This is a genomic window from Arthrobacter sp. 8AJ (genome assembly GCF_902506025.1).
Lineage (GTDB): Bacteria > Actinomycetota > Actinomycetes > Actinomycetales > Micrococcaceae > Arthrobacter.
Map to the genome: position 1 here is coordinate 2,112,542 of NZ_LR733289.1, position 13,758 is coordinate 2,126,299.

Sequence of the window (13,758 nt, forward strand, 5' to 3'; positions counted from 1 at the left end):
TCCGGACCGGAATACAGAGCGGGGCCGCCCAAACTGAACGCAGTACAACAAGGAAGAGATACGAACTTTGAGCAGCCACTATGACGTCCTTGGAGTCTCACCCGAAGCTACGGGCGAAGAGATCAAAAAGGCCTACCGCAAACTGGCCCGCACCCTTCACCCGGACGTAAACCCCGGTGCGGACGCTTCAGAACGCTTCAAGGCAGTAACTCACGCCTACGAGGTCCTTTCCGACCCCCAAAAGCGGAGGATCTACGACACCACAGGCAACGAGAACGGCACGGACAACGGCTTCGGCGCTGCCGGTTACGCGGGCCAGGGCTTCGCATTCCAGGACATTTTCGACACCTTCTTCGGCGCCGGTGGCACCTCCGGCCCGGCTTCCCGCGTCCGCCGCGGCCAGGACGCCCTCATCAGCGTCCGGATCGACCTTCGCGACGCCGTGTTCGGCGTGAACAAGAAGCTCGAAGTGGATACTGCCGTGGTCTGCCCCACCTGTGACGGTTCCTGCTGCCGGCCCGGCACCCACCCCGAGCGCTGCGACATCTGCGGCGGCAGCGGCCAGGTCCAGCGGGCCGTGCGCTCCATCCTGGGCCAGGTCATGACGGCCGCCCCCTGCGGCACCTGCGAAGGCTTCGGCACGGTCATCAAGGATCCCTGCAACGAGTGCAGCGGCCAGGGCCGTATCCGCAGCCGGCGGTCGCTGACCATCAAGGTTCCCGCCGGTGTGGCCACCGGAACCCGGATCCAGCTCGCCGGGCAGGGCGAAGCCGGACCTGCAGGCGGACCTACCGGTGACCTGTATGTGGAAATCCGCGTCAACAATGACGCCACCTACGTGCGGGAAGGCGATGACCTCCACGCCACCCTGCACATCCCCATGACGGCGGCTGCACTGGGCACGGACGTCAGCCTGGAAACGTTCGACGGTACCCAGGACATCGACGTCAAGCCCGGAACACAGTCCGGCGAGATCATCACCCTGCGTGGCCTGGGTGTCACGCACCTGCGGGGATACGGCCGCGGGGACCTGAAGGTCCACCTCCAGGTGGACACTCCGGCCAAGCTCGACCCGGCACAGGAGGACCTCCTCCGGCAGCTCGCCAAGCTCCGCGGCGAACAGATCACCGAGGGCAAGCTCGCCGCCAGCGGCGGCATGTTCGCCAAGCTCCGGGACCGGCTCGGTAACCTGTAGCGGTGAGCAACCCCGTCTTCTTCACCTCCCCCGGTTCACTGGCGGGCATGATGCCCGGCCAGCTCTTTGTCCTCGAAGGGGCGGAGGCCCGGCATGCAGTCACCGTCAAACGCCTGTCTCCGGGCGAGGCCGTGGACATTGTCGACGGCGCCGGCGCGCGCATGAGCGGCAAGGTCGCCTCCGCCGCGCCCACGGGACTTGAAGTGGAGTGCGGCGCACTGGCAATGGAAGACAGGCCGGACGTCCGTCTGGTGCTGGTTCAGGCCCTGGCCAAGGGCGACCGCGACGAACTGGCCATTGAAACGGCCACCGAGCTGGGCATCGATGCCGTCATACCCTGGCAGTCGGAACGGTCCATCGTGCGCTGGAAAGGTGACAGGGCCGCCCGCGCCCACGCCAAGTGGGAGTCCACCGTGGCCGCCGCCGCCAAGCAGGCGCGGCGCGCCTGGATCCCCGACGTCCGGGCCGCCGTCGATACTGCCGGGCTTTCCGCCGCCGTGGAGGGTGCAGACCTGGCCGTCATCCTCCACGAAGATGCCGTGCGTCCGCTACGGACCGTCCTGGAAGCGTGGCAGGGGAGTGGGCACGACGGAATCCGGGAAGTCCTGCTGATCGTCGGCCCGGAAGGCGGAATCAGCGCGCGGGAAGTAACGAAACTCTGCGACAAAGGCGCTGTGACCGCCCTGTTGGGGCACCACGTCCTGCGGTCCTCCACGGCCGGGCCTGCCGCCGTCGTGCTTGCAAGCGACATCCTCGGCCGGTGGACGGCTACCTGACCTTGAAGGACCTGGTGTCCTCGTTGCGGTCCGGCTCCCCGCCGGACCCTGCCTGCGCCACCCGGAGCTCATAGTCGCCGGCCGGCAAGGTCAGTGCCAGCGTAAAGACGCCCGCCTGCCCCTGCCCGGCGCCGGCCGTGGTTTCACCGGTCAGGAACGGGGCCTTGCTGCCGCCGTCCCCGGACTGCAGGATCTGCCAGCGGAGCTTTGCTCCCGGCGACGTGCTGCGGCCGGTGATCTTTACGCTGCCGGCAGGTACCTCGGTGCTTTCCTGCGGATCAATGATCCACACCGGCGCCACCAGCCCGGCTGCCCGGGTCATCAGTGCGCCCAGCTGGACTTTTCCGAACGCGACATAGTCCGTGTGGCCGTCCACGAGGATCCGCACCCGGACCTGCTGCCCTGTGTCGATCAGGCCCGAACTGGCAGCGGCGGCGGTTGCCGTGTAGATCAGCTGTTGGATGGCCCGGGCGGCCATGTCGGCGTCGAGGTTGCTGTTGAAGGCGTCGGCCGAGACGTCGACCGTGATGATGTCCTTGCCCGAGATGGACGTGGCAAGTTTGTCCGGGTTCTGCCAGGGCGTAAAGAAGTCGGGGTCCAGCGGCTTCTCCGACATCATGGCGCGCAGTGCCCGTGTTACCGGGTTCTCCTGTTCCGGAACGTCCCGGAACTCACGGTAGAGGAAGATGTTCCCTCCGCTGCGGCCAATCCAGTACACCGGGGCCTTATTGGAGGACTGGGTGGTTTCCAGCGGGGCGCTGGTGGCCGGCGCATCCGGCATGGTGCCGCCTGTGGCCGGTACTGAGGCGGAGGTGACGGAGGGCGTTGGTCCGTTCTCGGCGGTGCAGGCTGCAAGGGCGGGAACGAGCACCAGGATTCCTGCGAGGACGGCAGGGCGCACTCGGCCCATCGGTCGTCCTGCCCGTTCGGGCACAGAGGTTTCCGGCACTGTCCTGCCTAGTCCTTTCCTGGCGTGGCGGGCCGATCCCCCTGGCGGCCTGGCGTTCCAGCAGACGCTGGATTTCCAGCATTGCACAGGGGAGGGTGCCTCCAGCCGCTCTTTGGCCTCCCCGGCCGCAACTGCAACGGGAACGATATGAGGCCGATATGAAGTTGATACCTAACGCTGCATTCTTACCCGTTTGCGGGTCCACTTCCCTGGCTGAAGGGCCGGTGCCGCGGGCAGCCGGGTGACCCGCCTGGTATGCGTTCCAGTGCCCGGTCAGGGCGGGTGCTGGCGTAAGATAAAGGGATCGCTGGGCAAGGAGCACCGTGCAACGGGCGCCGGCATCAGCCGAAGCAAATAAATGATGTCGATCTTCGAGGGGACCACGGGCCTGCGGGCCAGCACCATGACTGAATCAGCAAATGGTAAGCGCCGGCTCAACACGGGCGACGGCAGTCCGGGGGAATTCCCGCACTCCCTGCCTGGCATCCGGACCGAAGTAGTCCTCTTTGAGAACTCCGACCAAATGGTTCAGTCGCTCGGCAGCCATGACGAGGCGCTGCGGTTCATCGAAGAGCAGTTCCCGGACGTCAACTTCCATGCCCGCGGCAACGAACTGTCCATCAGCGGCCCCGTCAGTGACGTTCCCCGCATCATGCGGCTCCTCCAGGAAGTCCGTGGCCTGGTGGCCCGGGGCACGGTCATCACGCCCGCGGTGCTGCAGCAGCTGGTTGCCCTCCTGCGCACCCAGTCACTCCAGAATCCCGTGGATGTGCTCACCCACGACATCCTCTCCAGCCGCGGCAGGACCATTCGGCCCAAGACGCTGAACCAAAAGAACTACGTTGACGCCATCGATGCCAACACGGTCATCTTTGGCATCGGCCCGGCCGGCACTGGCAAGACCTATCTCGCCATGGCGAAAGCCGTCCAGGCACTGCAGCAGAAAGAGGTCAGCCGGATCATCCTGACGCGCCCTGCGGTGGAGGCGGGGGAGCGGCTCGGGTTCCTGCCCGGCACGCTCAGCGACAAGATCGATCCCTACCTGCGCCCGCTCTACGACGCCCTGCACGACATGATGGACCCGGAATCCATCCCGCGGCTCATGGCGGCCGGCACCATCGAGGTGGCGCCCCTTGCCTACATGCGCGGCCGCACCCTCAACGACGCCTTCATCATCCTTGACGAGGCCCAGAACACCACGCCGGAACAGATGAAGATGTTCCTCACCCGGCTCGGTTTCGGATCCAGGATGGTGGTCACCGGAGACGTCACCCAGGTTGACCTTCCCTTCGGAACGCGTTCCGGGCTGCGGATCGTCGAAGAAATCCTGCAGGGCATCGAGGGCGTCAACTTTTCTGTCCTGGATGCCGCCGACGTTGTGCGGCACAGGCTTGTTGGCGACATCGTCAACGCCTACAGCATCTGGGATGAAGCCCAGCGGAACCGCGTCAAACATTCAGCAAGCCGCGAAAAACGGGGGGAACACGCGTGAGCATCGAGGTGAACAACGAGTCCGGCGTCCAGGTGGACGAGTCCGGGCTCGTGGCCCTGTCGCGGTACATTTTTGAGCAGCTCTACATCCATCCGCAGGCTGAACTCTCCATCCTCCTGGTGGATGAACCGGCCATGGAGAAGCTGCACATCGAGCTGATGGACGAACCGGGAGCCACGGACGTGCTCTCGGTTCCCATGGACGAGCTGACTCCAGGGACTCCTGACCGGCCCACGCCCCAGGGCATGCTGGGCGATATCGCCATTTGCCCGCAGGTGGCCACGGTGCAGGCCCGGAACGCGGGCCACTCGCTGCAGGACGAGATGCTGCTGCTCACCACGCATGGAATCCTTCACCTGCTGGGCTACGACCATGCCGAGCCGGAAGAGAAGGCGGAGATGTTCGGGCTCCAGCGGGAACTCCTGTCCGGCTTCACCGGCAAAGAAGCACCTGCCGAGACGACCCAGTGACGCAACTGCTCCTGGTCGCGGTGGCACTGGTCTTCCTTGCCGTCGCAGCCCTGCTGACAGCGGCCGAGGCCGCCTTCAGTTTCCTTCCCCGGCACGACGCTGAACAGGCGCTCCACAGGAGCCGCGGCACCGCCATGCGCCGCATCCTTGCAGAACCGGTTGCCCACACCCGGGCCCTCCGCTTCTGGCGCGTCTGGTTTGAGATGGCCTCGGCCGTTGCTGTCGCCGTCCTGATCGCCAGCCTGCTGGACAACGTCTGGGTCGCCGGCCTGGTGGCCACCGGCATCATGGCCCTCCTGGGGTTCGTGATCGTGGGTGTTTCACCCAGGCAGCTCGGCAGGCTGCACTCCACCGCGGTGGTCCGCTTCACCGCACCGATGGTCCGGTTCCTCACCAGCGTGCTGGGGCCCATACCAGGGTGGCTCGTGGCCCTGGGGAGCTCCGCGGCTCCCGGTGCGCCCGGCGGTGACGACGCGTTCTTCAGCGAACAGGAGTTCCGGGAACTCGTGGACCGGGCCAGTGAGTCCGACATGATCGAGGACACCGAAGCCGAGATGATCCAGTCGGTCTTCGACTTTGGGGACACCCTGGTGCGAGCCGTCATGGTTCCCAGGACGGACATCGTCAGCATCGACGCCGGCTCAAGCCTCCACCAGGCCATGTCCCTGTTCCTGCGCTCGGGATACTCGCGGATCCCGGTCATCAACGAGAACACCGACCACATCCTCGGCATCGTCTACCTCAAGGACGTTGCGGCCGTCATCCACCAGCTGGGAGCGGACCAGGCGCCGCCCCTGGTGGAGTCGCTGGCCCGCGAGGTCCGCTACGTGCCGGAGTCGAAACCCGTCAGCGACCTCCTGCGCGAGCTGCAAAAGGAGTCCACGCACGTAGCCATCGTGATCGACGAGTACGGCGGCACTGCCGGTTTGGTGACCCTCGAAGACCTGATCGAGGAGATCGTGGGCGAGATCGTGGACGAATACGATACCGAGAGCGCCGAAGCCGTGGCCCTGGGAGACGGCTCCTACCGGGTCAGTGCCCGGATGGGCATCGACGACCTGGGCGAGCTGTTCGACCTGGAGATCGACGACGACGAGGTGGACACCGTGGGTGGCCTCCTCGCCAAGGCGCTGGGCCGCGTTCCCATCGTGGGCAGCAGCGTGGACGTGCAGGGCGTATCGCTGCGGGCGGACCGGCTGGAAGGCCGGCGGAACCGGGTCAGCCACATCATTGCGGCACCCGTACCAAGAGTAGAGACTGACCTTGAAGGCCTCCTGGAAGAGGCCGAAGCAACCCAGCAGGGAGTTCCACGTGAGCAAGAAAAATAAGGCTGCCGAACCGGACGACTTTGGCGGTTTCCGCGCCGGTTTTTCCGTCCTGGTCGGCAGGCCCAACGCGGGCAAGTCCACCCTGACCAACGCACTGGTGGGTAAGAAGGTGGCCATCACCTCCGCCAAACCGCAGACCACGCGGCACACCATCCGCGGCATCGTCCACCGCGACGACGCCCAGCTGATCCTGGTGGACACACCGGGCCTGCACCGTCCCCGGACCCTGCTCGGCAAGCGCCTGAACGACCTCGTGGCAGACACCCTCGCCGAGGTGGACGCCATCGGATTCTGCCTGCCTGCCAACGAGAAGATCGGACCCGGTGACAAGTTCATCGCCGCCCAGCTTGCCGCCGTCGGCCGCAAACCTGTGATCGCCATCGTCACCAAGGCTGACCTGGTGGACAAGCAGGCGCTCACCGAACAGCTCCTTGCCGTGGCGGCGCTCGGCCGCGAGGTGATGGGCGAGGACGGCTGGAAGGACATCGTTCCCGTTTCCGCTGCCGACGGTTTCCAGGTGGAAACGGTCGCCGACGTGCTGATCAGCCACATGCCGCCGTCGCCTCCCCTGTATCCGGACGGGGAACTGACCGACGAGCCCGAAGCCGTAATGGTGGCTGAACTGATCCGCGAAGCAGCCCTGGAAGGGGTCCGGGACGAGCTCCCGCACTCCCTCGCCGTCGTGGTGGAGGAAATTGTCCCCCGGGAGGACCGGCCGGACGACAACCCCCTCCTGGACGTGCGCGTCAACCTCTACGTCGAGCGTCCTTCCCAGAAAGCCATCATCATTGGCAAGGGCGGGGCCCGGCTGCGGGAAGTCGGCACCAACGCCCGCAAGGGCATCGAAGCCCTCCTGGGTACGCGCATCTACCTGGACCTCCACGTCAAGGTGGCAAAAGACTGGCAGCGCGACCCGAAACAGCTGGTCAAACTGGGTTTCTGACCCGTACAAACGCCCCGCCCAGGGGCGTTCCCGGCATGTTCTCCAGACTGGACCACTAAAATGGACCGGATTTCGTTTTTAGAGGAAGGTTCACCACGTGGGTCGAGGCCGCGATAACCGCGACAACGAGGCTGACTTGTCAGCCGGACCGGGACCGGCGTCCCGTCACGCGGACAGCCATGACGTCGGTGCCGCACGGCACCTTGGCCCCCTGCGCAGCATGCCCCTGTGGCTGAAGGCCGTCACCGGCGTGGTGGCCCTGGTCCTGGTGGCGGCTGCCGCGTTCGCCGGGTTCTGGTTCTTCCGGCTCCAGAACAACATCTCCAAGGCCCCGCTGAACGCCGGCGGCGAAAGCACCGAGTCCCCGGGGAACGATGCCACCGGACGCCTGCAGATCCTGATCCTCGGCTCGGACACCCGGGACGGGAAGAACTCACAGTACGGAACCGCCGACGATTCCACCGGCTACGGCAAGTCGGACGTCATGATGCTGATGGACATCTCCGAGGACAACAAGCGGGTCAACGTCATCAGCTTTCCCCGGGACCTCCTGGTGGACATTCCGGACTGCAAGGACAGGAAGACCAACAAGGACTACCCTGCCCGCACCGGCGTGATGATCAATGAGGCCATGAGCGAGGCCGGCATCGGCTGCGCCGTGGACACGGTCAACAAGCTCACCGGCATGCAGGTTGACCACTTCATGATGGCCGATTTCAACGCCGTGAAGGAACTGTCCAACGCCGTGGGCGGGGTGGACGTGTGCATCAGCGACGCGGTGTACGATCCAGACTCCCGGCTGCGGCTGCCTGCCGGAACGTCGTCCGTGCAGGGCGAAATGGCACTTGCCTACCTGCGCACCCGTCATGCCTTTGCCGACGGCGGCGACCTGGGCCGCATCAAGGCGCAGCAGGGCTTCCTCTCATCGTTGACCCGCAAGATCAAGGACGACGGGACCCTCTCCGACCCCGCGAAAATGCTGAAGATCGCCGACGTCGTGACCCAGAACCTGACAGTGGACAACGGTCTTGCGTCCGTTCCCACGCTGCTGACCATTGGCAACCGGCTCAAGGACATCGACATCAGCAAGGTGGCGTTTGTCGCGGTGCCCACCACACCGGCGCCCGTGGACCCCAACAGGCTGGTCATCGCAGAACCCGCAGGTGCGCAACTCTTTTCGGCAATGCGCAAGAATGTGGACCTGACGGATCCCACCGCGCCCACCACACCGGCGCCCAGCGAAACGGCAGCACCTCCTGCCCCCACTGAGACGGCGACGCCCGTGCCGCCCTACAACAAAGCGATCCAGCCCGTGACCGTCGCCAACGGAAGTGGCATCAACGGCCGTGCCCAGGAGCTTGTCCAGGCGCTGGTTGCAGGCGGCTTCGCCCAGACCGGCCAGTTCCTCGCGCAGCCGGTGGCCAAGACCGCGGTGTATTACGGCAATGGCTTTGCCGACGTTGCTGCCGATGTGGCGGCGCTGCTGGGAATTCCGGCCACCCTCATGATCCCTGCTCCGGGCGTGGCAGGCGTGCAGGTGTACGTCGGCAGCGACTTCCCCACCGGCACTGCCTTTGGGGCAGGAGGCGGAGCCGCCGCGGCTTTGCCCCAGGACATTGTGAACCAGACGGCAGGGGACAAGGTGTGCCAGCAGGCGAATCCTGACCTGATCGTGCGGCAGTAGCAGCCGGTCTTCCCTGCACGGACATATCTGTTCCGCAACAAAATGGGCCCCGCCAATGGCGGGGCCCATTTTTGCTGTTCAGCTACCAGATGCTCACGCGCTCAGCGGGGGGCATCCACATTCCGTCGTCCTCGCTAACATCGAATGCCTCGTGGAACGGGTCGAGGTTTTTCGCGATGGCGTTGGTCCGGAATTCGTTGGGGGAGTGGGGATCGGTGGCAAGCCGCCGGATGGCCTCCTCCTGCCGGATGACTTGGCGCCACCCAGCTGCCCAGGACGCGAAAAAGCGCTGTTCCCCGGTCAGGCCGTCAAGGACCTCCGGCTCCTTGCCGTCCAGGCTGATCCGGTATGCCTTGTAGGCGATGGTCAGCCCTGCCAGGTCGCCGATGTTCTCGCCGAGCGTGAGCCGGCCGTTGACGTGGTGCCCGGGCGCAGCCGTGGGGGAGAGCGCATCGAACTGTGCCACCAGGCGGGCCGTCAGCGCCTCGAAGGCCTGGCGGTCCTGCTCCGTCCACCAGTTGCGAAGGGCGCCGCCGCCGTCGAATTGTGAACCCTGGTCATCAAAGCCGTGTCCGATCTCGTGGCCGATCACGGCCCCAATCCCGCCGTAGTTCACGGCGTCGTCGGCGTCGGCGGTGAAGAACGGCGGCTGCAGGATGGCCGCGGGGAACACGATTTCATTCATCATGGGGTGGTAATAGGCGTTGACCGTCTGCGGCGTCATCAGCCACTTGTTCCGGTCCACCGGCTTGCCCACCTCATCAAGGTGACGGTCGACGTCGGCATTGTGCGCGCGCTCCACATTGCCCAGCAGGTCGTCGGGGTCGATCTCCACGGCCGAGTAATCGATCCACTCGTCCGGGTAGCCGATCTTCGCGCGGAACGCCTCCAGCTTGCGCAGGGCCTCGGCTTTGGTGTCCTGGCCCATCCAGCTGACGTCATTGATGCTGCGGCGGTACGCCTCGATGAGGTTCGCCACCAGGGTCTGCATCCGTGCCTTGTGGGACTCGGGGAAGTGCCGGGCCACGTAGATCTGGCCGACGGCCTCCCCGAGCCCTGCCTCGACGACGGCCACTCCGCGCTTCCACCGGTCCTTGTTGCGGGGCGTGCCGCTGATGGTGGTGCCGTAGAACGCGAAGTTGGCATCCACGAACCCGGAGGACAGGTACGGCGCCGCCGCGCTGACGACGCGCATGGCCAGCCACTCCTGCCAGGTGGCCACCGGGACTTCGTCCAGGAGCCCGGCGGCGCCGGCAAAGAAGTCGGGGGTGCTGACGACGATTTCCGTGCGCTTGCCAGCGTCGATTCCCGCAGCCTCGAACCAGGTGGCGAAGAGGGGGAAGAGTGCGGTGGCTTCGTCCGCCGTCTTCAGGTTGTAGGTCTTCTGCGGATCCCGGAGGGTGACGTTGTCCCAGTGGTGGGATGCCAGCTTTGTCTCCAGCCCGACCACGCGGTCCGCGGCACCCTTCGGATCCGGCAGTCCGGCCAGTTCAAACATTTTCTCCACGTGCGCCGTGTAGGCGGCGACGATCGGGGCGAACTTCTCTTGCCGGTAGTAGGACTCGTCGGGCAGGCCCAGTCCCCCCTGCCCCGTGTACAGCAGGACCCGGTCGGGATTGCCCGCATCAGGGGCGGGATAGATGTAGAACAAGCCGCCCACGTCCGCGCGGAACAACCGGCCCGCCAGGGCAATGAGCTCCGGGACCGAGGCCGTGGCGAAAACCTCCGCGAGCCGCCCGCGGATGGGCTCCATGCCCTTGCCCTCAACGGTGGCTTCGTCCATGAAGCTGTTGTACAGCCCGCCGATCTTCCGCTCGATCCCCGTGGCGTCGTCGCCTTTGGCCGCCGCTTCCTCGATGATGTCCCGGACGGCGATCTCGGACCCGTCACGCAGGGCGGTGAAGGTGCCCTCCAGGGGCCGGTCATCTGGAATCTCGGTGGCCTTCAGCCACGCGCCGTTGACGTGCTGGTAGAGGTCATCCTGCGGCCGGACTGTGTGATCAATGGTGGAAAGATCGATCCCCGAAATGGGCACTGCAACTCCTTTGCTGGGACGCTGCTGCCGGGCGGAACACCGGAAGGCGTCTGCATGCTGGACTTTACGGACGGTAGTGCCCTTTCATCTTACGCACCCGTGTTACCCTCAAAGTGTGCGTGCAGAGCTCCTTCTCCTTAGCTGCCGCGGCGAGGCCACAGACGCTATCTAGCGCACGGCCCACCCTCGCTGCGGAGTTTGTGTTGCCCGGCCACCCTTTCACTGAAGATCGATAGAAAAGGCCACGAACATCATGCGAAACGCACAGAAGCCCTCAGGAATGCCCGCCCACCGGTACACGCCGTTTCAGGACCAGATCAAAGTTGAGCTGCCGGACCGCACCTGGCCGGACAAGGTGATCACCAAGGCCCCGCGCTGGTGTGCCGTTGACCTGCGCGACGGCAACCAGGCGCTGATCGACCCCATGAGCCCCGCCCGCAAGATGAAGATGTTCGACCTCCTGGTCCGCATGGGCTACAAGGAGATCGAGGTCGGGTTCCCGTCGGCATCGCAGACGGACTTCGACTTTGTCCGCCAGCTCATCGAGGGCAACCACATCCCGGATGACGTCACCATCCAGGTCCTGACCCAGGCCCGGGAACACCTGATCGAGCGGACCTACGAGTCCCTCGTCGGCGCCAAGCAGGCCATCGTCCACCTCTACAACTCGACGTCCGTGCTGCAGCGGCGCGTCGTGTTCAACCAGGACGAAGACGGCATCCTGGACATCGCCCTGCAGGGTGCCCGCCTGTGCAAGAAGTATGAGGAAACGCTCGCGGACACCCACGTGACCTACGAGTACTCGCCGGAGTCCTTTACCGGTACCGAACTCGAGTACGCCGTCCGGGTCTGCAACGCGGTGGCCGATGTGTTCGAAGCCTCCGCCGACCGCCAGGTGATCATCAACCTGCCGGCCACAGTGGAAATGGCCACCCCCAACGTCTACGCCGATTCCATCGAGTGGATGAGCCGGCACCTGCACCCGCGCGAAGGCATCATCCTCTCGCTGCACCCGCACAACGACCGCGGAACCGGGGTGGCTGCCGCCGAGCTGGGCTACATGGCCGGCGCCGACCGCATTGAAGGCTGCCTGTTCGGAAACGGTGAACGGACCGGAAACGTGGACCTGGTCACCCTGGGCCTGAACATGTTCGTCCAGGGCATCGATCCCATGATCGACTTCTCCAACATCGACGACGTCCGCCGGACCGTTGAGTACTGCAACCAGCTGCCGGTACCGGAGCGTTCGCCGTACGGTGGCGACCTGGTATTCACCGCATTCTCGGGTTCCCACCAGGATGCCATCAAGAAGGGCTTCGAAGCCCTGGAGCGCGACGCCGCCGCTGCAGGCAAGGCCGTGGACGACTTCACTTGGCAGGTTCCGTACCTGCCGGTTGACCCCAAGGACCTGGGCCGCAGCTATGAGGCCGTCATCCGCGTGAACTCGCAGTCCGGCAAGGGCGGTGTGGCCTACCTGCTCAAGAACGAGCACAGCCTGGACCTGCCGCGCCGCGCACAAATCGAGTTCTCCGGCGTTATCCAGCGCCGCACCGACACCGTGGGCGGCGAGGTCAGCGGAGCACAGCTGTGGCAGATCTTCCAGGACGAATACCTGCCGTCCGGCCAGTCCGAAGGGCAGTGGGGACGCTACTCCCTGGGCGGGGTCAAGACGGAAACGGACGCCGACGGCGGCATGACGCTTCACGCCGCACTCACCATCGACGGTGCCCAGGTCAGCCGTACCGGCACGGGCAACGGTCCCATTGCCGCACTGCTGAACATCCTCCACGAGGACGGCGTGGACGTCCGGGTGCTGGACTACAGCGAGCACGCACTGTCTGAAGGCGGCAACGCCGCGGCGGCTGCTTATGTCGAATGCGCCGTGGGGGAGCGGGTCCTGTGGGGTGTCGGCATCGATGCGAACACCAGCATGTCGTCCCTCAAGGCCGTCATCTCGGCGGTCAACCGCGCCATCCGGGATGCCCGGGGATGACACCTGCAGGTGGTGCCGCCGGGACCAACCGGCGGCACCACCGTGGCCTGGCAGCGCGCCGCCGGGCAGGATGGGAAGATAGAGCGTGGTCCAACAGTCTTTTGCCTCCCGGGCCTACCGGGACGACGCCGTGGTGCTCCGTACCCACAAGCTGGGCGAGGCGGACAGGATCATCACCCTCCTGACGAAGCACCATGGGCAGGTCCGCGCCGTCGCCAAGGGTGTGCGCCGCACCAGCAGCCGCTTCGGTGCCCGGCTTGAACCCTTCATGGTGGCAGACCTGCAACTGGTCTCCGGCCGCACGCTGGACATCGTCACGCAGGCCGTCGCCAAGGGGGCCTACGGCGGAAGCATCGCCGCGGATTACGGCAGGTACACGGTTGCCGCCGCCATGACGGAGACTGCCGAGAAACTGACGGACGTGGACGGCGAGGCCGGCACCGCGCAGTACAACCTGCTGGTGGGAGCCCTCGCTGCGCTGAGCCGTGACGAACATGCGGCGGGCCTCATCCTGGACTCCTACCTGCTGCGCGCCCTGGCCACTGGCGGTTGGGCCCCCAGCTTCACCGACTGCTCCCGCTGCGGCATGCCGGGCCCGCACACGGCGTTCTCCGCGCCCCTGGGCGGCATGGTCTGTGCACAGTGCCGGCCGCCCGGGTCACCGGCCCCCGCAGCCGAAACCGTGGTCCTGCTTGCGGCCCTGCTGACCGGGGACTGGAGCACCGCGGACGCGTCCTTGCCGCAGCACCGCAAGGAGGCCGCCGGCCTGGTGGCCGCTTACCTGCAGTGGCATTTGGAACGAGTATTGAAGTCCCTCAAACATGTGGAGCGTAGCTGACAGTGGCCCTGGGAAAAAAGAACAACGCCCCCCGGAAGCGTACCCACCCCGTGGT

At 65.8% G+C, this 13,758-nt stretch carries 11 protein-coding genes; 9 read left to right on the forward strand and 2 right to left on the reverse strand.

All coding sequences use genetic code 11. The features are described from left to right. The first annotated feature begins 67 nt into the window (after positions 1-67). Complete coding sequence (gene dnaJ, locus BACI349Y_RS09835) at positions 68-1,195, forward strand: molecular chaperone DnaJ (protein ID WP_159631941.1); 1,128 nt, start codon at positions 68-70, stop codon at positions 1,193-1,195. Between the two features lie 2 nt (positions 1,196-1,197). Then, positions 1,198-1,971, forward strand: a complete 774-nt coding sequence (locus BACI349Y_RS09840) for a 16S rRNA (uracil(1498)-N(3))-methyltransferase (protein ID WP_159631942.1) — start codon at positions 1,198-1,200, stop codon at positions 1,969-1,971. Here BACI349Y_RS09840 and BACI349Y_RS09845 read toward each other — a convergent pair. After that, positions 1,964-2,881: a GerMN domain-containing protein gene (locus BACI349Y_RS09845; RefSeq protein ID WP_159631943.1), complete on the reverse strand. Its 918-nt coding sequence runs from the start codon at positions 2,879-2,881 to the stop codon at positions 1,964-1,966. The genes BACI349Y_RS09840 and BACI349Y_RS09845 overlap by 8 nt on opposite strands. A gap of 442 nt (positions 2,882-3,323) precedes the next feature. Between BACI349Y_RS09845 and BACI349Y_RS09850 the strand changes: the two genes are divergently transcribed. From BACI349Y_RS09850 to BACI349Y_RS09870, 5 genes are all read left to right on the forward strand, one after another. Beyond that, positions 3,324-4,412, forward strand: a complete 1,089-nt coding sequence (locus BACI349Y_RS09850; protein ID WP_159635493.1) for a PhoH family protein — start codon at positions 3,324-3,326, stop codon at positions 4,410-4,412. Continuing rightward, a complete protein-coding gene (gene ybeY / locus BACI349Y_RS09855; RefSeq protein ID WP_159631944.1) occupies positions 4,409-4,882 on the forward strand; it encodes an rRNA maturation RNase YbeY in 474 nt (157 codons plus the stop codon). Before BACI349Y_RS09850 ends, ybeY begins: the two co-directional genes overlap by 4 nt. Beyond that, positions 4,879-6,210, forward strand: a complete 1,332-nt coding sequence (locus BACI349Y_RS09860) for a hemolysin family protein (RefSeq protein ID WP_159631945.1) — start codon at positions 4,879-4,881, stop codon at positions 6,208-6,210. Before ybeY ends, BACI349Y_RS09860 begins: the two co-directional genes overlap by 4 nt. After that, positions 6,194-7,153 (forward strand): GTPase Era, encoded by a 960-nt coding sequence (gene era, locus BACI349Y_RS09865; RefSeq protein ID WP_159631946.1) that lies wholly within the window; start codon positions 6,194-6,196, stop codon positions 7,151-7,153. Before BACI349Y_RS09860 ends, era begins: the two co-directional genes overlap by 17 nt. A gap of 97 nt (positions 7,154-7,250) precedes the next feature. After that, on the forward strand, positions 7,251-8,837 hold the full coding sequence (locus BACI349Y_RS09870) for an LCP family protein (RefSeq protein ID WP_159631947.1): 1,587 nt from the start codon (positions 7,251-7,253) through the stop codon (positions 8,835-8,837). Between the two features lie 82 nt (positions 8,838-8,919). Here BACI349Y_RS09870 and BACI349Y_RS09875 read toward each other — a convergent pair whose 3' ends face one another. Next, on the reverse strand, positions 8,920-10,872 hold the full coding sequence (locus tag BACI349Y_RS09875) for a M13 family metallopeptidase (RefSeq protein ID WP_159631948.1): 1,953 nt from the start codon (positions 10,870-10,872) through the stop codon (positions 8,920-8,922). 253 nt (positions 10,873-11,125) lie between these two features. Here BACI349Y_RS09875 and leuA point away from each other — a divergent pair, with 253 nt between their 5' ends. Continuing rightward, a complete protein-coding gene (gene leuA, locus BACI349Y_RS09880) occupies positions 11,126-12,865 on the forward strand; it encodes a 2-isopropylmalate synthase (RefSeq protein WP_159631949.1) in 1,740 nt (579 codons plus the stop codon). 85 nt (positions 12,866-12,950) lie between these two features. Further along, entirely contained in the window at positions 12,951-13,703 is a 753-nt protein-coding gene (recO, locus tag BACI349Y_RS09885) for a DNA repair protein RecO (protein ID WP_159631950.1), read from the forward strand. Positions 13,704-13,758: the final 55 nt, after the last annotated feature.